18 protein-coding genes are annotated in these 21,323 nt (G+C 72.0%); 8 read left to right on the top strand and 10 right to left on the bottom strand.

The genetic code is table 11. The features are described from left to right. Positions 1-20 precede the first annotated feature (20 nt). Positions 21-386: a VOC family protein gene (locus tag AB0G15_RS13340; RefSeq protein ID WP_362838440.1), complete on the bottom strand. Its 366-nt coding sequence runs from the start codon at positions 384-386 to the stop codon at positions 21-23. 159 nt (positions 387-545) lie between these two features. Continuing rightward, the gene (locus AB0G15_RS13335; protein ID WP_362681985.1) at positions 546-863 is read right to left on the bottom strand and encodes a hypothetical protein; all 318 of its coding nucleotides are present in this window, start codon (positions 861-863) and stop codon (positions 546-548) included. Positions 864-1,029: 166 nt separating this feature from the next. On the opposite strand from AB0G15_RS13335, the gene AB0G15_RS13330 reads away from it, so the two are divergent. After that, a complete protein-coding gene (locus AB0G15_RS13330) occupies positions 1,030-1,524 on the top strand; it encodes a carbonic anhydrase (protein WP_362838437.1) in 495 nt (164 codons plus the stop codon). Between the two features lie 233 nt (positions 1,525-1,757). On the opposite strand, the gene AB0G15_RS13325 is transcribed toward AB0G15_RS13330, so the two are convergent. Further along, entirely contained in the window at positions 1,758-3,830 is a 2,073-nt protein-coding gene (locus AB0G15_RS13325; protein ID WP_362681992.1) for a DNA topoisomerase IV subunit B, read from the bottom strand. A gap of 240 nt (positions 3,831-4,070) precedes the next feature. Here AB0G15_RS13325 and AB0G15_RS13320 point away from each other — a divergent pair, with 240 nt between their 5' ends. After that, on the top strand, positions 4,071-4,301 hold the full coding sequence (locus tag AB0G15_RS13320) for a hypothetical protein (RefSeq protein WP_030920243.1): 231 nt from the start codon (positions 4,071-4,073) through the stop codon (positions 4,299-4,301). 17 nt (positions 4,302-4,318) lie between these two features. Here the strand turns inward: AB0G15_RS13320 and AB0G15_RS13315 are convergent, their stop codons facing one another. Continuing rightward, on the bottom strand, positions 4,319-5,077 hold the full coding sequence (locus tag AB0G15_RS13315; protein WP_362838435.1) for a GNAT family N-acetyltransferase: 759 nt from the start codon (positions 5,075-5,077) through the stop codon (positions 4,319-4,321). Positions 5,078-5,123: 46 nt separating this feature from the next. On the opposite strand from AB0G15_RS13315, the gene AB0G15_RS13310 reads away from it, so the two are divergent. Further along, positions 5,124-5,864: a peroxide stress protein YaaA gene (locus AB0G15_RS13310; protein ID WP_362838432.1), complete on the top strand. Its 741-nt coding sequence runs from the start codon at positions 5,124-5,126 to the stop codon at positions 5,862-5,864. Positions 5,865-5,977: 113 nt separating this feature from the next. Here the strand turns inward: AB0G15_RS13310 and AB0G15_RS13305 are convergent, their stop codons facing one another. From AB0G15_RS13305 to AB0G15_RS13295, 3 genes are all read right to left on the bottom strand, one after another. Beyond that, positions 5,978-6,943: a hypothetical protein gene (locus AB0G15_RS13305; protein ID WP_362838430.1), complete on the bottom strand. Its 966-nt coding sequence runs from the start codon at positions 6,941-6,943 to the stop codon at positions 5,978-5,980. A gap of 109 nt (positions 6,944-7,052) precedes the next feature. Beyond that, positions 7,053-8,696, bottom strand: coding sequence for an RNA polymerase sigma factor (locus AB0G15_RS13300; protein WP_362838427.1), 1,644 nt, complete (start codon positions 8,694-8,696; stop codon positions 7,053-7,055). Between the two features lie 244 nt (positions 8,697-8,940). Continuing rightward, complete coding sequence (locus AB0G15_RS13295) at positions 8,941-11,034, bottom strand: SpoIIE family protein phosphatase (protein ID WP_362838424.1); 2,094 nt, start codon at positions 11,032-11,034, stop codon at positions 8,941-8,943. A gap of 656 nt (positions 11,035-11,690) precedes the next feature. On the opposite strand from AB0G15_RS13295, the gene AB0G15_RS13290 reads away from it, so the two are divergent. The 5 genes from AB0G15_RS13290 (at position 11,691) to AB0G15_RS13270 (ending at position 15,996) form a co-directional block, all read left to right on the top strand. Further along, a complete protein-coding gene (locus tag AB0G15_RS13290; protein ID WP_362838526.1) occupies positions 11,691-11,879 on the top strand; it encodes a hypothetical protein in 189 nt (62 codons plus the stop codon). A 203-nt stretch (positions 11,880-12,082) separates the two neighbouring features. After that, on the top strand, positions 12,083-13,594 hold the full coding sequence (locus tag AB0G15_RS13285; RefSeq protein ID WP_362838523.1) for a hypothetical protein: 1,512 nt from the start codon (positions 12,083-12,085) through the stop codon (positions 13,592-13,594). Between the two features lie 7 nt (positions 13,595-13,601). Further along, complete coding sequence (locus tag AB0G15_RS13280; RefSeq protein ID WP_362838422.1) at positions 13,602-14,357, top strand: 5-oxoprolinase subunit PxpA; 756 nt, start codon at positions 13,602-13,604, stop codon at positions 14,355-14,357. After that, the gene (locus AB0G15_RS13275) at positions 14,354-14,980 is read left to right on the top strand and encodes an allophanate hydrolase subunit 1 (protein ID WP_362838419.1); all 627 of its coding nucleotides are present in this window, start codon (positions 14,354-14,356) and stop codon (positions 14,978-14,980) included. The genes AB0G15_RS13280 and AB0G15_RS13275 overlap by 4 nt, the downstream gene beginning before the upstream one ends. Beyond that, positions 14,977-15,996: a biotin-dependent carboxyltransferase family protein gene (locus AB0G15_RS13270; RefSeq protein ID WP_362838417.1), complete on the top strand. Its 1,020-nt coding sequence runs from the start codon at positions 14,977-14,979 to the stop codon at positions 15,994-15,996. Before AB0G15_RS13275 ends, AB0G15_RS13270 begins: the two co-directional genes overlap by 4 nt. 119 nt (positions 15,997-16,115) lie before the next feature. Here AB0G15_RS13270 and AB0G15_RS13265 read toward each other — a convergent pair whose 3' ends face one another. The 3 genes from AB0G15_RS13265 to AB0G15_RS13255 form a co-directional block, all read right to left on the bottom strand. Beyond that, complete coding sequence (locus AB0G15_RS13265; RefSeq protein ID WP_362838415.1) at positions 16,116-17,204, bottom strand: crosslink repair DNA glycosylase YcaQ family protein; 1,089 nt, start codon at positions 17,202-17,204, stop codon at positions 16,116-16,118. A gap of 55 nt (positions 17,205-17,259) precedes the next feature. After that, entirely contained in the window at positions 17,260-18,975 is a 1,716-nt protein-coding gene (locus AB0G15_RS13260) for an ABC transporter family substrate-binding protein (RefSeq protein WP_362838412.1), read from the bottom strand. A 164-nt stretch (positions 18,976-19,139) separates the two neighbouring features. Beyond that, positions 19,140-21,308 (bottom strand): ABC transporter ATP-binding protein, encoded by a 2,169-nt coding sequence (locus AB0G15_RS13255; RefSeq protein ID WP_362838520.1) that lies wholly within the window; start codon positions 21,306-21,308, stop codon positions 19,140-19,142. Positions 21,309-21,323 lie beyond the last annotated feature (15 nt).

The raw sequence follows: 21,323 nt of genomic DNA, 5'->3' as shown, positions 1-21,323 counted from the left end.
CCTGAGATCACTCAGGAGGGTCAGTCGACGCACAGGCAGAACGGGTGCCCGGCGGGGTCGAGAAAGACCCGGAAACCCTCGTTCTCGCCCGGCTGGTACGGGTGTTTGGACGCGCCCAGCGCCAGCGCCTCCTTCTCGGCCTCGTCGAGGTTCTCGACCGTCAGATCGAGGTGGAACTGCTGGGGCCGCTCGGCGGTGGGCCACTCCGGCGGCCGGTAGTCGTGGACCAGCTGGAAGCAGAGGCGTCCGGGCCTGCCCCCGGTGACCACCACCCAGTCGTCCTCGACGCTGGCGATCTTCCAGCCCAGGAGCGCGCTGTAGAAGTCGGCCAGTTGCCTGGGGTCCGGACAATCGAGAACGATCGACCTCAGTTGCGCGATTCCCATGCTTCCTCCCGCACTCGGCACCGACGAAGATCTTATGGCGGTGTCACCGGGAGCCTCAACGGCTGCCGTACCGATCGGCCGGGGGCACGCGGGGCGCCCCGGCCCGGCGTCACGGCCGCGGTCCGCCTTTCCCCGGCGGACGGGCTGAAACCCGCGTTCTCAGGTGAGCGCGCCCTGGAGCGCGAACCGGATCGCCATCAGCAGCTGCCAGGGCTCACCCGACTCCCAGAAGCGGACGACCCGGGCGACCCGGTCCGTCGGCTCGAACTCACCGGTCCCCTGAGGGCCGAAACACCCCGCCTCCGCGAGCACGGCCACGAACGGGTCGTCGTCCTTGAGCGACCGCGTGTAGACCGCCGCGTCGAGCAGGGCCAGCGCCGAGCGCGCGTTGCGGCCCCCGTCCCTGACCTCGACCCGGTCCAGCTTTCGCCTGCCCTGGTCACGAAGATAGTCGGCCAGCGATTCGGTCCTGCTCATCAGCCTCTCCACACTTCCGGACGTTGAGTGACGACATCATGACCTAGAGTGAGAGGCGGCGGCTGGATCTTGGTGAAGTCGTCACCAGGTGCGCCCCCGGCAACGTTCCGGAAACGGGCATGAAGCATCATTAGTCCGTTGATTGCGCCGACCGAAGGGTGCGCACGTGAGTGCTTTTGACGACCTGCTGACCGCCAACGAGGAGTTCTCCGCCACGTTCACCAGCGCCGGACTGACCGGCAGGGCCGCCCGCGGCCTCGCCCTGGTCACCTGCATGGACTCGCGAATCGATCCGCTGGGGCTCTTCGGCCTGAAGCCGGGCGACGCCAAGATCCTCCGGAACGCCGGGGCCCGGGTCACCGACGACGTCCTGCGCACGCTCGTCCTGGCGGTCGACCTGCTGGGCGTGGAGCGGGTGCTGGTCATGCCGCACACCGACTGCGGCATGACCAAGGTCACCGACGACGAGGTGCACGCGATCGCCGCCCGGCGCGGCGTCGACACCCGCAGCCTGGACTTCCACACCGTCCCCGACCAGGACGCGGCGCTCCGGCATGATCTCGTACGGATCAGGACGAGCCCGTTCCTGCCCGTCGGCATGCCGGTCGGCGGGGCCATCTACGACGTGCGCACCGGCAAGCTGATGCCGGTCGAGATCTGAACCTCGTGATCCGGTCCTCGTGATCCGCGTGATCCGGTCCCGGCCGGGGCCGGATCCCGTCACGATCGGCCGTGGTTTCACGATCGGGCGTGTTCGGCGGCGTTCGAAGGCCCTGGGCACGGCGAACGACTCGCGGGCGCACCCGGCCGGCGACGGCCCGATCGGCCGATCGGTGCCGCGGAGTTCGCCGTCGGCCGTCCCCGCCGGGAATCACCCGGCGGGGACGGTCGCGGTCACGCGTCGATGTGGTCGCGGTCGATCTCGGCCGCGCTGCTCACGATGAACTCCCGGCGCGGGGCCACGTCGCTGCCCATCAGGAGGGCGAAGATGCGCTCGGCCTCCTCGATGTCCTCGATGCGGACCCGGCGCAGGGTGCGGTGCCGAGGCTCCATGGTCGTCTCGGCCAGCTGGTCGGCGTCCATCTCGCCCAGGCCCTTGTAGCGCTGGATCGGGTCCTTCCAGCGCTTGCCCCGGCGCTCCAGGTCCCGCAGCACCCGCTGCAGCTCGGCGTCGGAGTAGCAGTAGACGTACTTTCCGTGACCGCGCGTGGGGTTGATGACCTCGATGCGGTGCAGCGGCGGCACGGCGGCGAAGACCCGCCCGGCCTCGACCATCGGCTTCATGTAGCGGTGGAACAGGGTCAGCAGGAGGCAGCGGATGTGCGCCCCGTCGACGTCTGCGTCGGCCATCAGGATGACCTTGCCGTAGCGGGCGGCCTCGATGTCGAACGAGCGGCCGGAACCCGCGCCGATGACCTGGATGATCGCGGCGCACTCGGCGTTCTTGAGCATGTCGGCGACGGACGCCTTCTGCACGTTCAGGATCTTGCCCCGGATCGGCAGCAGCGCCTGGAACTCCGAGTTGCGGGCCGCGCGGGCGGTGCCCAGCGCCGAGTCGCCCTCGACGATGAACAGCTCGCTGCGGTCGACCTCGTCGCTGCGGCAGTCGACCAGCTTGGCGGGGAGCGCCGAGTTCTCCAGGGCGGTCTTGCGACGCTGGTTGTCGCGGTGCTCCCGGGCGGCGATGCGGGCCTTGGCCGCCGCGACGATCTTCTCCAGGACCGCGCGGAGCTGCGCCTTGGCGTTGCGCGGCGGGTTGGCGAGCAGCTCCTTGAGCTCTCGCGAGACGACGTGGGCGACGATCCTGGAGGCCGCCGAGGTGCCCAGGACCTCCTTGGTCTGGCCCTCGAACTGCGGCTCGGGCACCCGGACGGTCACCACGGCGGTGAGGCCCTCCATGATGTCCTCGCGGGTCACCGGGGCGTCGCCGTTCTTGAGCAGGCGGGTCTCGCGCAACTGCTCGTTCAGGGTGCGGACGAGGGCACGCTCGAAGCCGTTGACGTGGGTGCCGCCCTTGGGGGTGGCGATCACGTTGACGAAGGAGCGGACGGTGCTGTCGTAGCCCTTGCCCCAGCGCACCGCCACGTCGACGGTGAGCTCCCGCTGGACCTCGGTCGGGGTCATGTGTCCCAGGTCGTCGAGGACCGGGACGGTCTCGTGGAAGTGGCCGACGCCCTGCAGGCGCAGCACCTCGCAGACGGCCTCGTCGCGGGCGAGGAACTCGGTGAACTCCGAGATGCCGCCGTCGAAGTGGAACTCCTCCTCGGCGACCTCCTCGCCGCGGCTGTCGCGCACGGCCAGGGTCAGGCCGGGGACCAGGAACGCGGTCTGGCGGAGGCGGACGTGGATCTCGTCGAGGGAGACCTCGGCCTCGGGGAGGAAGATCTGGTGGTCGACCCAGAAGCGCACGCGGGTGCCGGTGACGTTCTTCGCCACGGGGCCGCCGTCGCGCAGCCCGGACTTCTTCTTGAACTTGGCCTTGGGGCCGTCGCCGTCGAAGACGCCGGGAACGCCCCTGCGGAAGCTGATCTCGTGGATCCGCCCGTCGCGGTCGACCTCGACGTCCAGCCGCGAGGACAGGGCGTTGACGACGGAGGCGCCGACGCCGTGCAGGCCGCCCGAGGCGCCGTAGGAGCCGCCGCCGAACTTCCCGCCCGCGTGGAGCTTGGTGTAGACGAGCTCCACGCCCGCCAGGCCGCTCTTGGGCTCGACGTCGACGGGGATGCCCCGGCCGTCGTCGCGGACCTCGATGGAGCCGTCGGGGTGAAGCTCGACCTCGATGCGGCTGCAATAGCCGGCCAGGGCCTCGTCGACCCCGTTGTCCACGATCTCCCACAGGCAGTGCATGAGACCGCGGCTGTCGGTCGACCCGATGTACATGCCTGGACGCTTGCGGACGGCTTCCAGACCCTCCAGCACCGACAGGTGGCGGGCCGTATAACCCGTCTCCGCGCTAACTGCGGTCACGCCCACTCCCACTCTGTCGAACACGTGTGCGCAGCTTACCGTTCTTCCCACCACGACGCGTACAAGCTTGCCATCCGGTGGGGACAGGTGTTACATCCGGCGTGATCATCGTTACTTTCGGACACTTTCCGCTCTGGGCGTAGCAGGGGGTCGGTTGGGAACGTTCGTATCGGGTTAGATGTTCTCTCAAGTGACTGACGCCAGATCCTCCACCTCAGGGGATGACCTGAAAGGCGATACGTGACTGGAACCCTCGCCCCCGCCAAGCAGCTCACAGCTGCTGACCGCTGTGACCGGTGCGGCGCCCAGGCTTACATCCGCGCGACCCTGCCCGTAGGTGGGGAGCTGCTGTTCTGCGCCCACCACGGGCGGCAGCACGTGGCCGTGCTGAGAGACAAGGGCGCCAACATCCAGGACGAGTCCGCTCGTCTCAGCGACGCCCCGGCAACGGCAGGCAACGACGAACGATAACCAGACGAATGGAGCCATCATCGGACCCGATAGTGATATCGGCCCGCCACCGTGAAGCCTTGCCGCTCGTAGAGCGCCCTGGCAGCGGTGTTCGACTCCACTACGACTAAATATGCCCGATGTGTGCCCTGCGCCCGCGCATGCGAGAGCAGGGCACGCAACATCTTCCGTCCATGGCCTCGGCGCCGCGCGTGCGGCAGTACGGCCATGGAGTAGATCCCGAACCACTCCCCCTGGACCACGCCCCGCCCCACGGCCTCCCGGCCGAGCGAGGCGTATACGGCGGGCACGCCGGTGAGGATCCGCGCGGCCGTCGCCAGACCGTCGCCGCCGAACCTCCCGTCCACGCTCCACCAGGCGTCCAGCCACGCCTGCGAGGGCGCCTCAGCGAGCTCGACCTTCTCCCCGGTCTCTTCCGGCTCTCCGGCCTCCCCCGGGCCTCCGGGCTCCTCAGACGGCCCGTCCCCGGGCGCGAGTCGCGCCGCCATGATCAGTGTGGGGTCCACCACCCGGTAGCCGCGCGCCCGCAGCGACGCGTCCAGGCCGGGCGTGGCACCGCCCCCCACCGAGAAGACGCAGGGCAGACCCCGGTCGGCGTAGAACTTCTCGGCTCTCTCGATGCCCGTTTGAAGATCCTCCGGCTCGCCCAGCGGCAGCACGGAGTTGGCCCGCTTGGTCACACCGCCCGCGGCGCGCAGCGTCCAGCCTCCGGCGTCCACCCGCTGGATCGCCGGCCAGGCCTGGTCGACCAGCCGGTCGAAGACCTCATCGATCATGCTGAAGGATCCTAACCCCCCGATCGTCCCACTACGCTCGGCCACTGTGCTGATTCTGCTGCCTCCGTCCGAGGGGAAGGCCGCGCGGGGCGACGGCCCCGCCCTCGACCTGCCCCGGCTGAGCTTTCCCGCCCTCCGCTCGCCCAGGAAGAAGGTTCTGGACGCGCTCACCGCGCTGTGCCGGAAACCGGCCGCGCGGGACGTGCTCGGCCTGTCGCCGGGGCAGGCCGAGGAGGTCGGCAGGAATTTGCTCCTGCGGACCGCGCCGACGCTGGCCGCGGCCGACCTGTACACCGGCGTGCTCTACGACAACCTCGGCCTGGCCTCGCTGTCCCCCGAGGCGGCGGCGCGGGCCTCGGAGAGCCTGCTGATCTTCTCCGGCCTCTGGGGCCTGCTGCGGATCGGCGACCGCGTGCCGCCGTACCGGCTGTCGATGGGGGTGCGGCTGCCGCCGCTCGGCGGCCTGGGCGCATTCTGGCGCCGGTCGGTCACGCCGCTGCTCGACGCCGAGCCCGGCCTGGTCGTGGACCTGCGCTCCAGCACGTACGCGGCGGCGTGGCAGCCGGGCGGGCGGGCGGTGGCGGTACGGGTGCTCAAGGACGGGAAAGTGGTCAGCCACATGGCCAAGGCCACCCGCGGTGTGATCGCCCGCTCCCTGCTGGAGGGGGGCGTCGACCCGGGGAGCCCCGAGGAGCTCGCCAAGGTTCTGGATCACCTGGGCCACTCCATCACCCTCGGCGCGCCGCCCACGGGGAAACGGTCGTGGACACTCGACGTCATGGTGTGATCTTCCGTGTGTTCCCCTCCTGCGGATCCCGCGGAACCGCCGGCGTGGCACCGGGGGCACGGCGGGCACGTGACACGGCGTGTCCCGCCGCGCCGGAGGAATCCCGGCCCGGTTCACGCCGCGACGAGGTGGAGCCGCCCGCAGGCCCGCTGGAACTGCTGGGCGGGATCTCCGAGGTAGGACCACGGGAACCGGCTGACCCTGCCTCCCGTCCGCATCAGGTGCCCGCGCGCGGGCCGCCGCAGGTCGGCGAGGTAGAAGGCGGCCCCGAACAGGTTGTGCGCCTCGACCGACCGGGGATGGCCGTCCCGGCCCGGCCAGCGACCCGAGTGCGAGACGACCTCGCGAAGCGCCTCGTCGGAGAACCAGCCGCCGCGCGACATCGGCGACCGCTCGGCGGCCACCCGCTCGAAGTGTGCCAACGGCATCAGGGACGCCATCGGATCCCCGTCCGGCGCCCGCGAGACGGCCTGCCTGGCGAACTCCAGCATCTCCTGGGCGCTGCCGCCCCAGGCGGGGGACAACGTCATGAGCCGGGCCACGTTGGCCGGGAACAGCGTCGGATAACGGCGAACGGCCTCGTACCAGACAGCGTCCTTCTCCCGGCGCGGCCGGTCGAGACCGAGATAGAGCCACATGATCGACTCCCAGGGCACCGGATCGGACGGCTCGAGCGACGCCGCGGTGAAAAGCGGTCCCCTGGCCGACTCCATCGCCTCCTGGAACGCCTGCACGCGCTGCGCCTGCACGGCTCGCGCCCTGACATCAGGCTTGATCGTCCAGGCTTCCTCGATGCGGGTGCGCCCGAGCCAGAGCCAGAGGTCGGGATTGGCCCGGTCGCGGGCCGCCAACGCCTCCACGGCACGGCTGTGGCCGACGGCCGCCCTGGCCAGCGCCTCGACCCTGAGCGCGCGCCTCTCCAGATCGCCGCGGGCCGCGCCGAGCGTGATCGGACCGGCCTCGAACACCTTCCGGCGGACCGCGGCGACCGCGTCGTCGAGCATCGCGTCCGCCCACGGACGATCGACGATCACCCGCAGTCCCCGGGCGCGAATGCTGTCAGCCTCGGCCACACCCATGAGGCGGCAGCCTAGAAGCCCGTTCCACCCGACGTGCTACCGACCCGTTACACCGGCGTTAACGACAAAGGGTCCGCACCGTACGGTGCGGACCCTTTGTCGTTAAGGCTCAGTCGAGATAGTCGCGCAGCACCTGCGACCGGGACGGGTGGCGGAGCTTGGACATCGTCTTGGACTCGATCTGCCGGATGCGCTCGCGCGTCACCCCGTAGACCTTGCCGATCTCGTCCAGCGTCTTCGGCTGACCGTCGGTCAGGCCGAAACGCATCGAGACCACGCCCGCCTCGCGCTCGGACAGCGTGTCCAGAACGGAGTGGAGCTGCTCCTGCAGAAGCGTGAAACTGACCGCGTCCGCGGGAACGATGGCCTCGGAGTCCTCGATGAGGTCACCGAACTCGCTGTCCCCCTCCTCACCCAGCGGGGTGTGCAGGGAGATCGGCTCGCGACCGTACTTCTGGACCTCGACGACCTTCTCGGGGGTCATGTCGAGCTCTCGCGCCAGCTCCTCCGGGGTGGGCTCGCGGCCCAGGTCCTGGAGCATCTGCCGCTGGACGCGGGCCAGCTTGTTGATCACTTCGACCATGTGGACCGGGATGCGGATGGTCCGCGCCTGGTCGGCCATGGCACGGGTGATCGCCTGCCGGATCCACCACGTGGCGTAGGTGGAGAACTTGTAGCCCTTGGTGTAGTCGAACTTCTCCACCGCGCGGATCAGGCCCAGGTTGCCCTCCTGGATCAGGTCCAGGAAGAGCATGCCGCGCCCCGTGTAGCGCTTGGCCAGCGAGACCACGAGGCGGAGGTTGGCCTCCAGCAGGTGGTTCTTGGCCCGGCGGCCGTCCTCGGCGATCCACTCCAGCTCGGCGCGGACGTCGACCGGGAGCTTCTCGCCGTCGGTGCCGAGTTGCTCCTCGGCGAACAGGCCGGCCTCGATGCGCTTGGCGAGCTCGACCTCCTGCTCGGCGTTGAGCAGCGGAACCTTGCCGATCTGCTTGAGGTAGTCCTTGACCGGGTCCGCGGTGGCACCGGCGGCGGCGACCTGGGGAACCGGGGCGTCGTCGTCGTCGTCGGTGAGGATGAGGACCTCGTCCTCGTTCACCTCGACGGCCTCGACCTTGGGCTCCTCCTCGGCCTCCACCTCGACCTCGGCTTCGACCTCCACCTCGACCTCGGCCACGACCTCCAGGTCGAAGTCCTCGATCTCGACGTCCTCGAGGTCGATGACCTCGTCGTCGTCACCGGTGACCGGCTTCGGGGCGGACGCCGGAGCCGGGCCCCCGGCCTCGGAAGCGGCCTTCTTCGGCGGCGGGGCGGGAACCGGCTTCTTGGCGGCCGGGGCGACCTTCTTGGCCGGGGCCGCCTTGGCGGGGGCCGCCGGCTTCTTGGCCGCGGTCGCGGCGGGCTCGGAGCCGCTGACGACCGCGGTGACGGTCTCCGGCTGCTCCTTGGCCGCCGCCGCGGTCTTGGTCTTCTTGACGGCGGCGGGCGCGGCCGGGGCAGTGCGGCGCTTGGCGGGAGTGCGGGGCTTCTTGGGAGCCGCGGAGTCCTCGGCGGTCAGCCGTACTGTGATGCCCTCTTTGCTGAGGCTTCGCAGGATTCCAGCGACCTGCGCCATCGGAATGTCCGCTTCCTCGACGGCCTTGCGGACATCCTCGGACTCGAGGAACCCCTGCGAGCGCCCCCGCTCCATCAGCTGCTGAATGACGGGCTCGTTCAGCTCGGATGGCTTCGAGCGAGTCGAACTTGCAGGCGACACGAACACCTCTCGAAGGAAAGCGTGACGAGAATGGACCCAGATGCCCAACTAGGGGCACTTTTACCTCTAGTTGTGATTAACGAGGCCGCGCGAACCGCGACGTACCTGTCCAGCATTGTGGCATGACACCGTGATCCATACGGCCGCCTCCTGGCGGTTGCCCTCCACCCTAGGCCGACCAAGAGAGTAGTGCGTACGGAAGCGAGGCACCGATACCCGAAAGCAACCGTTATGACTGTTTCATTCAGTCACTCTTCGTGGCGAGGGGAACATGGATCGCGAGCACTGTGACGTCGTCATCCTGCTCATACCCGGACAGCATGCGATCAACAAGAAAATCTAGCAACATGTGGGGGCTTCCCACCACTTCGGCCGGCGCTTCGGTCACAACAGAGCAAAGATCGGCAAGCCCGGCATCGAGCCCACGCTTCCGGTTCTCCACCAGACCGTCCGAATACAGGACAGCGGTGTGGCCCGGCGGGACGCAGAACCTGAACTGCCGGCGGCTCGTGGGCCAGCCCAGCGGGGTGCCGGGCTCGCCGTCGCACAGCAGCGGCACGCCCTGCGGGGAGACCAGCAGGGGCGGCGGGTGCCCGGCGAGCGCCAGCGTGCCCTCTCCGGTGCCCGGCTCGACGACCATGTAGGCGAGGGTCGTGACCTGCTCCTCCTCCTCGGTGGCCTCGAAGACCCTGTCGAGGCCGGTGAGCACCGCCGCGGGCGGCGGGTTGGTCAGCGCCAGGGCCCGCATGGCGTTGCGGATACGGCCCATCCCGGCCGCGGCCTTGACGCCCTTGCCCATGACGTCGCCGACCACCGCCGCGACCCGGCCGTCCTGGAGCACGAACGCGTCGTACCAGTCGCCGCCGACCTGCACGTGGCGGCTTCCCGAGCGGAACCGCTGGGCGAGGACCAGGCCCCGGACCACCGGCAGGCGGTCGGGCAGCAGGCTGCGCTGGAGCGTCTCGGCCGTGCGGTGCTCGCGCTCGAACAGGGTGGCCCGCTCCACCGCGAGGGCGCACTGCCCCGCGAGAGCCTCCAGGAACACCCCGTCCTCCTGGGAGATCTTCTGCGGGCGGGTGAAGGAGAACCTCAGCGCGCCGAGCGCGCGGCCCGCGGCCAGCAGCGGCAGGCCCACCCAGGCCCGCTCGTCGCTGTGGGCGATGAATCCGGTGATGGCCTCGTCGTCGCCGCCCGCGTCGACCAGCTGGGAGCGCAGACTCTCCGGCGACTCGGCGAAGACCGGGCGCCGGCTGTTGACCGCCATGGTCATCACGCTGGAGTGCGACAGCGGGATCTCCTCCCCGGGCGCGCCGGGGACGTCGGGGATGCCGCCGCTGTTGACCAGCTTCAGCGCGGCCCGGTCGACGTCGAGCAGCGCCACGGCCGAGCGGTCGGCCGCCAGCGCGGTGCGGCCCACGTCGATGATGACCTGGACCACCTGCTCGACGGTGAGCGCCTCGGCGAGCATCGCCGTGGCGCCCTGCAGGCGCGCGGTCCGCAGGGCCGCGGCGCCGAGCTGGTCGGTCAGGCGGCCGCGCATCTCCTCGGCCTCGCGCTGCGGGGTGACGTCGGTGTTGGCGCCCACCCACTCGACGACCCGGTTGTGCCGGATGATCGGGACGGCGCGCACCTCGAAGTGCCGGTAGCCGCTGGCCCGGGTGCGGACCCGGTAGCTCCACTCGAACATGGTCCGGCCGCGCAGCGCCTCGCGCCACGCCTCCTCGGTGTGCGGGCGGTCGTCGGGGTGGACGGCCTCCAGCCAGCCGTGGGTGAGGTATTCCTCGAGCCCCTGGCCGGTGATGGCCCGCCACTGCGGCGCGTCCTCCTCCACGACGCCGTTGGGCGCGGTGATCCACACGAGCTGGGACTGGGCCTCGACCAGCGAGCGGTAGCGCTCCTCGCTGCGCCTGAGGTCCTCCTCGACCTGCCTGCTGTCGGTGATGTCGACGCCGACCAGGCAGATCGCGCGGAGCGCGCCCTTGTCGTCGTGGATCGGGGAGAAGGTCAGCGACCAGTGGTGGGTCTGCCCGTCGGCGGTGCGCACGCGGATCCGCTGGTCGCCCTCGACCTCGGCCCCCGCGACGATGCCGCGCACCGAACCCTCGATCAGGGCGGTCAGGTCGGCGGAGAGCAGCTCGCCGGGGGCCCGGCCGACCAGGCGCTCGGCGGGCAGGCCGACCACGTCGGCGAAGACCTCGTCGACGCGCTCGAAGCGGCCACCGGGGTCGAAGAACGCGAAGGCGAACGGCGACTGTGACAGCAGGCCCTGCAGCAGGCCGGAGTCTGAGATGTCCACACCCGACTCCCGGGGACGGGGCACGGAGGTTTCGGCGCTCATGGTCGGCACCTCCGTCGCGTGCCAGGGTCTCCCACGAGGCACATCTCCAAACTTGCGAATTGGCGTAGCGCGGCTCCGGGGGACCGGATCCTGGAGTACATCATCGGCGATGGGCAGGTGCGGACGGAAGCCCCGCCCAGGATGCGGTCCGCGCACCCCGGGGACACCGCCGCTCCGATCACCGGAACCCTCGCAACGGCGCGAGGGGGCTCGCGCACGAGCGCCGACCGGCCGGCGTTGTGTCTCCGAACGTTTGCGGCCAGGACCATAGCAGGATCGGGCCGGACCGTCCCGGCAACTGCCCACCTCATCTCCGTCGGGCTTGCAGGCGAGATCAGGCTACTGACTCGCCGTCAATTCGGCTCCCTGTTCGGGGACACTCGCTTACTCCCCTGTTGCAGGATTCAGTCAAGACACGGGGCCAGCTTTCCATATCACGGCGCCGAGGGTTGACACTCCCGAGATAAGTTGTGGAATGAAAACGCACGTCCTCGCCGACACATCCGGGGGATACCCCCGGGAAACTCCGGAGGAATGCGACATCCATGCCCGTTCTCACCACCCGCTTCGCCGGGCCTTCACCGACCCTCGCCGCGCCCTCGACGCCCTCGGCGCCCTTGGGGCCCTCGGCGCCACCGGCGGTCCTCCACGAGCCGGTGACCTCTCACCTGGCCGCCGAGTTCCTGACGGTTCCCGTCGACACCGTCGACAGGTGCGTGGCCGACGTCTGCGCCTGCGCCGAGCATCTCGGCATCGAGGTGACGGCCGAGGTCGTCGAGCGCGTCGCCCGCGAGCATTTGCTCGCCCTCGTCAACTCCGCGCCGCCGCCCCGCGGTCCCCGGTAGCATCGGGAGCACCCGGCCGTCTTCTACGCACCGTTTGGCCCGGGAATGCGAGAAGGTTGGGACGTGAGCGAGGGAAGCGAGCGGGCCAATCGACGCGGCGGCGTCCGCGATGGGCTCGCGCGCCCGACGGGGGAGGCTGCTTGAGCCGGCGACATCGTCGAGACCTTAGGGAGAGCCAGTCCCCCGAGGCGGTCTTCTCCGAGATGTTGCTCGCCGCTCGCGAGCTGCTGGCCGTACGCAGCCCGCTGGACGCCGAGCTCATGGTCTCCGACATGGTCGGAGCCTGGTGGGGGCGCCGGTTGCGACGCGGGGACGCCGAGCAGGTCCTCGGCGAGGGCCTGGTCGACTACGCGGCCAAGGCCGGCTCGCCCGCCGCGCTCACCCTGCTGATCGCGCTGGCCTACCTCGGCACCGCCCGCCAGGCCGCCAAGGCGGAGGGCGCCGCGCTGGCGCTCATGGAGCGCGGCGTGGCCAGGCCCCGCTGGGCCGACCGGCTGGGCGTGGTCAAGACGAACGGCTGCTTCGTCTCCCGCGACGCGTACGGCGACCAGGACACCGTCGTGTGCACCTTCGGCTACCGGGGTGCCGACAGCGTCGAGGACCGGCACGCGCTGGTGGTGATCGTCGACTACAACATGCGCGGCATCGCCCGCGACGCCTGGGTCTCCTCGCACGTCGACAAGCTGCTGGAGCAGGCCAGGGCCGAGGCCGAGGGCAACCCGATGCTCAGGTTCGGGGAGATCGAGCCGCAGCAGGCCAGGGCACTGCTCGAATCGGCCATGAAGGCCACCGCCGAGTACGGCCAGCGCAGGACGTCCGCGCCGGTCAGCGACAGCTACAGCGCCTACCACGCCTTCGCCAGGTCCCGGATCAAGGCGCTGCCGCCCGGCAGGAAGCGGCCGGCCCCGCTGCACAGCGAGGCCCCCTACAGCCGCGACCGCCGGGCGATGCTGGCGGCCGAGTTCCTCTCCTCGGACGCGGCCGAGCACCTGTCCGACCCCTCGGCGGCCTCCCGGTGCGCCGACCACATCATCGACTACGGCTGCGACCAGGACTTCGGCCGCCCGCTCCGGGTGAGCCCGACCAAGTGCGAGACGTTCCTCCTCGACTGGCTGCCGCGCAAGGTGATGCTCAACACCGCCGAGCAGGAGGCGGTACCGCACGTGCTGGGCGCGTGGGCGCGGTTCGCCGCCGGCCGGACCGGGCTGCCCGACGAGGGGCTGCGGGCCACTCTCGACGCGGTCTGGGAGGCGACCGGCAAGTTCGCGGAGTCCTACCGCGACCCGACGACCTTCGGGCTCGACCGCGACCTGCTCGACCGGCTGCTGCCGGACGGCGACCTGTCGGCACTGGCCAGGCGGGTGTTCGCCTTCCCTTTCCTGCAGGGCACGCACGGCGAGATCAAGCTCAGCCTGCTCAACCCGGCCGACGACACCGACCGGCGGATCCTGCTGGGCATCGACCACGCCGGTGAGCTCGACCGGCGCGACTACGACGAGCACCTCGCCTGGCACGAGGAGATCGCCGCCCGGCTCTGGGAGGGCGACCCGCCGCAGCTCTGGGAGGCGGCGCAGCGGCTGCTGGACCTGGGCCACGACCGGCACGACGTGCTGCACGTGCTGATCGAGATCGCCGAGCGCATCGGGGACGATCCCGAGGAGCTGGCCATCGCCCTCGACGACATCGCGGACATCCCCGACGAACCCCCGGTGTAGGTGAGCCATGGTGATCGATCTCAACGCCGATCTGGGCGAGGGCTTCGGGATCTGGCGGCTGGGCGACGACGAGGCCCTGCTCGACATCGTGACCAGCGCCAACGTCGCCTGCGGATTCCACGCGGGCGACCCGCTGACCATCCGCCGCACGTGCGCGGCGGCGGTCGACCGGGGGGTGGCGATCGGCGCCCAGGTGTCCTACCGGGACCTGGCCGGGTTCGGCCGCCGCGAGATGGACGTCGACCCCGAGGAGCTCTGCGCCGAGGTTCTCTACCAGCTGGGGGCGGTGGACGGCATCGCCAGGGCGATGGGCGGCCGGGTCTCCTACGTCAAGCCGCACGGCGCGCTGTACAACCGGATCTGCCGCGACCCCGAGCAGGCCGGGGCCGTCGTGGCGGCGGTCGCCGACTACGACCGGAGCCTGCCGCTGCTGACCCTGCCCGGTTCGGTCGTCCACGAGATCGCCGCCGGGGAGGGGGTCGCCACCGTCGTCGAGGCCTTCGCCGACCGCGCGTACACCGGCGCGGGAACGCTGGTCTCCCGCCGCTCCCCCGGCGCGGTGCTGCACGACCCCGGCACGGTCGCGGACCGGGCCGTGCGGATGGCGACCGAGCGGGTGGTCGAGGCGGTGGACGGCTCGCGGGTCCCCGTCGAGGCGCGCTCGATCTGCGTGCACGGCGACACCCCCGGCGCCGTGCTGATGGCCCGCGCCGTCCGCGACGGCCTGGTGGAGGCCGGAGTGACGCTGAGGTCCTTCACGTGAGCGTCCGGTCGGCCGGGGAGCACGCGCTGCTGGTGGAGACCGGCTCGCTGGAGGTCTCCCACCGGCTGGACGCCCTGCTGCGGGCCGACCGGCCCCCCGGGGTGGTCGAGATCGTGCCCGGCCCCGTCACGGTCCTCGTCACCGCGCCGGGAGCCGACCCGGCGCGCCTGCGGGAGGAGCTCTCCCGCCTGCTGGACACGGCGTCCGCCGCGGACGCCACGGTGGCCGCGGACGCGCCCGAGGTGGTCCTTCCCGTCGTGTACGACGGCGCCGACCTCGACGACGTCGCCGCGCTGAGCGGGCTCTCCCCCGGGGAGGTGGTCGAGCGGCACACCGGGCGGGAGCTGGTGGTGGGCTGGCTGGGCTTCGCCCCCGGGTTCGCCTACCTCACGGGGCTGGACCCGGCGCTGCACGTCCCCCGGCTGGACACCCCGCGGACCTCGGTGCCCGCCGGGGCGGTGGCGGTCGCCGGCCCCTACTCGGCGGTCTACCCCTCGGCCTCCCCCGGTGGCTGGCGGCTGCTCGGCCGCTCCGCGACGGCGGTGTGGGACGTGGCCGCCGAACCGCCCGCCCTGCTCACCCCGGGGACGCGGGTGCGGTTCACGGCGGTCGGCGAGCCATGATCGAGGTGATCGCTCCGGGGCCGTACGCCACCGTGCAGGATCTCGGCCGGCCGGGGTACGCCCATCTCGGGGTGCCCCGCTCGGGTGCGGCGGACGAACCGAGTCTGCGGCTGGCCAACCGCCTGGTCGGCAACCCGGAGGGGGCCGCGGGGATCGAGCTCACCCTCGGCGGCGCCCGGCTGCGCCTCACCGCCGGGGCCTGGGTCGCCGTCACCGGCGCGGCCTGCCCCGTGGACCTCGTACGACCGCGCGCGGCGGTCCCGGGCGGGACGGCCCTGAGCGCCGCGGGCCGGGCGTCCACGGCCGAGGTGTCCGCGGGCGGGCTGTCCGCGGGCGGGGCGTTCACCGGCGGGGCCTCGCCCGGCGGGACGTCCACGGGCGACGCCTCCCCGGGCGAGGCGATCCGGCGCGTGACGGTCCCCCAGGGGATGTGCGCGCCCTTCTGGGTCCCGGCGGGCGGCGAGCTGCGTCTGGGCATGCCCGGGGCCGGCCTGCGCACCTACGTCGCCGTCCGGGGCGGTGTCGAGGCGCCCGTCACGATGGGCAGCCGCTCGACCGACTCGCTCTCCGGGCTCGGCCCCGCCCCGCTCGCCGCCGGGACGGTCCTGCCGGTGGGACCGACCGGCGGCCTGCCGCCGATCACCGTGGACGCGGCGCCGCGGCCGGGGCCCGGGGCGGGTGTCCTGCGGGTCCTGCCGGGTCCCCGGGACGACTGGTTCGCCCCCGGAGCCCTGGCCACCCTGTGCGCGGGGCCGTACGAGGTCAGCCAGGACAGCAACCGGGTGGGCGTGCGGGTGCGCGGCGCCCGCCTGGAGCGTGCCCGGGAGGGGGAGCTGCCCAGCGAGGGCATGGTGGCCGGGGCGGTGCAGGTGCCGCCCAGCGGCCAGCCGATCGTGTTTCTCGCCGACCACCCGCCGACCGGCGGCTACCCGGTCATCGCCGTCCTGACCTCGGCGAGCCTCGCCGGCGCCGCCCAGCTCCGCCCCGGTGACCGGGTGCGCTTCCGCCTCGCCTGAGCCCGGCGCACGGCCTCCGCCGGGCGCGCGGCCGTCCGGCTCCGATGAGCCGCCGACGAGTCACGGTGGTGCGGCTCGCCCCGGCGTCCGGTGTCACGGGCCTCGCTCAGCGGCCCGGGTCAGCGCAGGAGGGCCGAGACCCGTTCGATCTCGGCGGCGAGGGCGGCGGCGGGGACCTCCTCCAGGAGATCGACCGCGATCCTCCCGTCCCTCGCCTCCCAGACACCGGCCACCCGGCCACGGTGGATCACGACCGGGGAGATCCAGCCGGCGGCCCGGCTGACCTTCGCCCTCGCCTCGGCGGGCAGGAGGGGCTCCAGGTCGCGCGGGGCGGCCAGGATGTACTGGTCGAAACCGGGCAGGAGGTGGACCCCGGTGGCGGGCCGGGTCGCGGCCAGGTCGTCGAGGTGCTCGGCGAGCACGACCATCGGCCGGCCGTCCACCTCGATCTCGGCCAGCTCGGGGGTGAGGTCGCGGAACCAGCCGCGCAGCGTCGCCTTGCGGACGGCCCCCCGGTAGAGCCAGCCGTCGAACGTCTCGGGGGCGCCGGGGCCGTGGGCGCCGAGGAAGGAACGGAGCAGGCGCACCCCGCCCTCCTCTGCCGTAGGAAGCTCCGCCGGCCAGCCGGGCACCTGGTCGCGGGGACTGGCGAAGGTCACCCGGCCCTCGCGCGGAGGGCCGTAGCAGAGCTCGCCGAGGAAGCTCAGCGGCTTGAGCAGGGCGCCCCAGCCGGAGGTGAGCGCCTCCCGCAGGTGGGTGTCGCCGGTGACCTCGATGACCCCGTCGACCAGCTCCTCGCGGGTGAGGACGCGGCCCGCGAGCGCCTTGGGCGCGGCGTCGAGGATTGCGGCGACCTCGGCGGCGGTGACGCCGTGGCCGCGCTGCCAGGAGCCCTTGTCCCAGGTGCGGAACGAGCCGAGGACGGCCGCGTAGGAGGCCAGCTCGTCGGCCGGGACGAGGTGCAGCGTGCCGCGCGCCATCCAGGTCTTGACCAGGCTGCGGTCTCGCCACAGCGCACGGTCGATCTCCCCGGGATCCGGCCGCGCGCTCCGCACGGCCACCGCCAGGGCGGCGGAGGAGGCCACCTGCGCCTGCACCCCGCTGAGTCTCCGCACCACGGACACCGCGTCGGGTCCGTCGGCCGGGTCGACGAACTGCCGCCTCAGCCGCCAGGCGAGCACCTGGGGCCAGGTCACCGAGATAGCCATGACCGACTTCTACACCGCGTCCCCGACAGAACGCGGCCCACCGGGGATCGGGGACCTATCGGACGAAGCCGATGTCCTGGTAGCGCAGGTCGTGGAAGCCGCGGGCGCCGAAGTTGGCGAGGTTGCTCTTGACCGCGACGTTCTGCGGCCGCTGGTAGAGCGTCACCACGTTGACCGCCTGCCAGATGAGCTTGTCCGCCGCGTTGGTGTCGGCGATGGCCCTGCCGTCGTCGAGGTCGGCGGTCGCCTTGTTCATCGCGGCGTCGATCCGCGGGGAGCCGATACGGCCGAGGTTGGCGTTCCACTGCCTGGTGCCGTCGGGACGCCTGACGGCGTCGGCGTACTGGCCGTAGGAGCTGGAGACGGGAAACGGCGTGCCCACGTACGCGAACGCGGTGATGTCGTAATTGCCAGGGATTACGTATTTAGTGAAGTAGTCGTCCCCGGGCACCGACTGCAGGGTGACCCCGACACCGATCCGGCCGAGCATGTCCTGGACGAGCTCGGCCTCGGATTTGGCGACCTGCAGGCCGGCCGGCAGGACGAAGCGCAGGTTCAACTCCCTGCCGTCCTTCCTGCGGGTCTGCCCTTGCAGTTTCCAGCCCGCAGCGTCCAGCTCCTGCCCGGCCCTGACGGGGTCGTACGTCCCGATCTCACCGGCGTTGTCCTGGTAGCCCTCCTGGGTGTTCATGAAGAAGTGGTTGTTGAGCAGGACGATCGGCCAGTCGAGGCCCTGGAGGTCCGACTGCGCGATGGCCTGGCGGTTGATGCCCATCGCGACGGCCCGGCGGACCTTCGGGTCGGACAGGACGGCGCTCTCGCCGTTCATCGTGATGTGCCGGAAGTCGGGTCCGGCCGCCTGCCGCACGATCGCGTCCGGGGTGCTCCTGGCCCGCGCGTAGTCGGGCGCGGACGGGCCGACGTCGAAGGTGTCGAGCTCGCCGTTGCTGAAGGCGCCGACCAGCGCGTCGCTCTCCAGGGACCGGTAGATGATCCGGTCCAGCTTGGCCCGGTCGCCCCACCAGCGGTCGTCCCTCGCGAGGGTGACGGTCTTGGCGGTGGGGTCGAACGCGGCGAACGCGAACGGGCCCGCGGTGACCGGGACGCGGTTCAGCCAGGCGTTGTTGAACGCCTCCGGGGTGGCGTTGGTGCTCCGGGGGTACAGCGGCGCGAACAGCGACTGCCAGTCGCCGAAGGGCTTGGCGAAGGTCACCACGACCTGGTGGTCGTCCCTGCCCCTGACGACCTTCTCGATGTCCCGGTAACCGGTGGTGCTCGCCACCCGGTAGCCGGCGTCGCGGCCGTTCAGCGCCTGCCACTGGGCGCGGTAGTCCTCCCAGGTGATCGGGGTGCCGTCGGACCATCTGGCGCGCGGGTTGAGGGTCAGCGTGACGACCTGTTCGGGCTCGCGCGCGGTGACCCTGCCCTCGGACAGGTAGTCGGTGTTCGGGGAGATCTTCCCCTTGGCGTCGGAGCGGAAGGGGGAGGGCATGAGGGCGTCCATGACCCTCTTGACCGTCGCCAGGTTGCCGTCGATGTGGTTGAGGTTCCAGTTGGACGGATACTCGTTGAGTCCCCAGCGGAGCACGCCCCCGTCCGCGACCCGGTCGCGGGCGACCGGGTTGATGTCGTAGGCCTTGACCTCCGAGGCGGGACCGCCCGGCGTCCCCCCGCCCCCTGCCCCGCTCCCGCATCCGGCGAGACCCGGCACGACGGCCAGGGCCACGGCCAGCGCGACGGCGAGCGCGCCCACGCGCCGGATTGCTATCACGGTGTTCCTCCCGGGGCATACGAACGGGCGTGCGGACGGGCGCGGGTGCGCGTGCGAATGACGGGCGACCTGCCCGGTCCCGGCGTGCGGACGGGCATCCGGCAGGGTGTGACCGGGCGCGCGACCGGTTGGTGGACGGGTGCGTGAACGGGCGCGCGACCGGGTCATACGGCGTCGATCCTCTCGGCGAAGTGACACGCGACGCCGTGGTCGTCCCCCAGCTGCCGCACCTGGGGCTCCTCGTCCACGCAGCGCAGCCTGACGGTCTCGTCGAGCGCCCTGAACAGGGGGCAGCGCGTGCGGAAGCGGCACCCCGAGGGGGGGTCGGCCGGGCTGGGCAGGTCCCCTTCTAGCAGGACGCGCCTCCTGGAGCGTTCCAGCACCGGGTCCGGCAGCGGGATCGCCGACAGCAGGGCCCGCGTGTAGGGGTGCATCGGGGTGTCGTAGACCCCGCCGGCCCGGCCGATCTCGGCGATCCTCCCCAGATACATGACCGCGACCCGGTCGGCGATGTGCCGGACCACGGCCAGGTCGTGCGCCACGAACAGGTACGACAGGCCCAGGCGGGCCCGCAGCTCCTCCAGCAGGTTGAGCACCCCCGCCTGGATGGACACGTCGAGTGCCGAGACCGGCTCGTCCAGCACGACCAGCCGGGGCTCCAGGGCGAGGGCGCGGGCGATGCCGACGCGCTGGCGCTGGCCCCCGGAGAAGTCCTGTGGATAGCGGGCGGCGTGGCCGGGCTCCAGCCCGACCAGGCCGAGCAGCTCGCCGATCCTCGGTCCCGGGTCCCGGCGGCCGTGCGCGCGCAGCGGCTCGGCGAGGATGTCGTAGACGGTCATCCTCGGATCGAGCGAGGCCAGCGGATCCTGGAAGACGACCTGCATGTCGCGCCGCACGGCCATCCGGTCGCGGGCGCCCATCCGCGAGGTGTCGCGGCCCAGCACCACGATCCTGCCGCGCTGCGGCGCGGCCAGCTCCAGGATCTCCATCAGGGTGGTCGTCTTGCCGCAGCCCGACTCGCCCACCAGGCCGAGCGTCTCGCCCTCGCGGACGTCGAAGCCGACGCCGTCCACCGCGCGGACCGTGCCGACCCGCCGCCGCAGGAGCGCCCCCTTGACCAGCGGGTAGTGCTTGACCAGGTCCTCGACCGCCAGGACCACGTCGCGCTCGTCACGCGGGCGTGGCGGCTCCTCGACGGCGGGAGCGACCGAGCCCGCCGGGATGGCCGCGGTGACCGGGGTGGCCGGGCCGGCGGGGCGCCGGGTGAGACCTGCCGCGGGAGCGCGTACGCCGTAGACCTGGGCGGGTGACCAGCCCGCCGCCTCGATCTCTCCGGAGCGCAGGCACGCCGCCAGGTGACCGGGCGAGCCCACCGGCTCCGGTTCCGGCTCGGCCTCGGCGCACTCCGGGACGGAGATCGGGCAGCGCGGCTCGAACGGGCAGCCCGGCGGCAGCGCCGCCGGTGACGGCGGGCTGCCCTCGATGGGCACCAGCGGCTGCTCCCGGCCGCGGTCGAGGCGCGGGATCGAGGCGAGCAGTCCCATGGTGTACGGCATGCGGCTGCGGTAGTAGACCTCGTCCACCGAGCCGACCTCGACGGGACGCCCGGCGTACATGACGAGGACCCTGTCGGCGAACCCGGCCACCACCCCCAGGTCGTGGGTGATGATGACGATCGCCGCGCCGGTCTCGCGCTGCGCCGTCTTCAGCACCTCCAGCACCTGCGCCTGGATGGTCACGTCGAGCGCGGTGGTCGGCTCGTCGCAGAGGATCACGTCGGGGTCGTTGGCGATCGCCATCGCGATCACCGCGCGCTGGCGCATGCCGCCGGAGAACTCGTGCGGGAACGCCCTGGCCCGCTGCGCGGCGTTGGGGATGCCGACCAGGTCGAGCAGCTCGACGGCACGCCTGGCGGCCTGGCCGGCGCTCACCCGCTGGTGCACGCGGATCGCCTCGGCGATCTGGTCGCCGACCCGGTAGACGGGGGTGAGCGCGGAGAGCGGATCCTGGAAGACCATCGAGACGGTCTTGCCACGGAACGCGGTGAGCGTCCGCTCCGGGGCGCCCAGGATCTCCTGCCCGAGCAGCCGCACCGAGCCGGTGACGCGGGCGTGCGCCGGAAGCAGGCCCATCACGGCCAGCGAGGTGACCGACTTGCCGGAGCCGGACTCCCCGACGACGCCGAGCACCTCGCCGGGGCGGACCGCGTACCCCATGCCCCTGACCGCGCGGACCGCGCCGGGACCCGAGCCGAAGGTGACGTCGAGGTCGCGCACCTCGAGCACGGGGGCGACCGGGTCCGGCGCGGCCGCACGCCCGCCGGCCCCGTGGATCCGGGATGTCGCGCC

The organism is Streptosporangium sp. NPDC023825 (assembly GCF_040639575.1).
Lineage (GTDB): Bacteria > Actinomycetota > Actinomycetes > Streptosporangiales > Streptosporangiaceae > Streptosporangium.
This window is presented reverse-complemented; position numbering and strand designations above follow the sequence as displayed.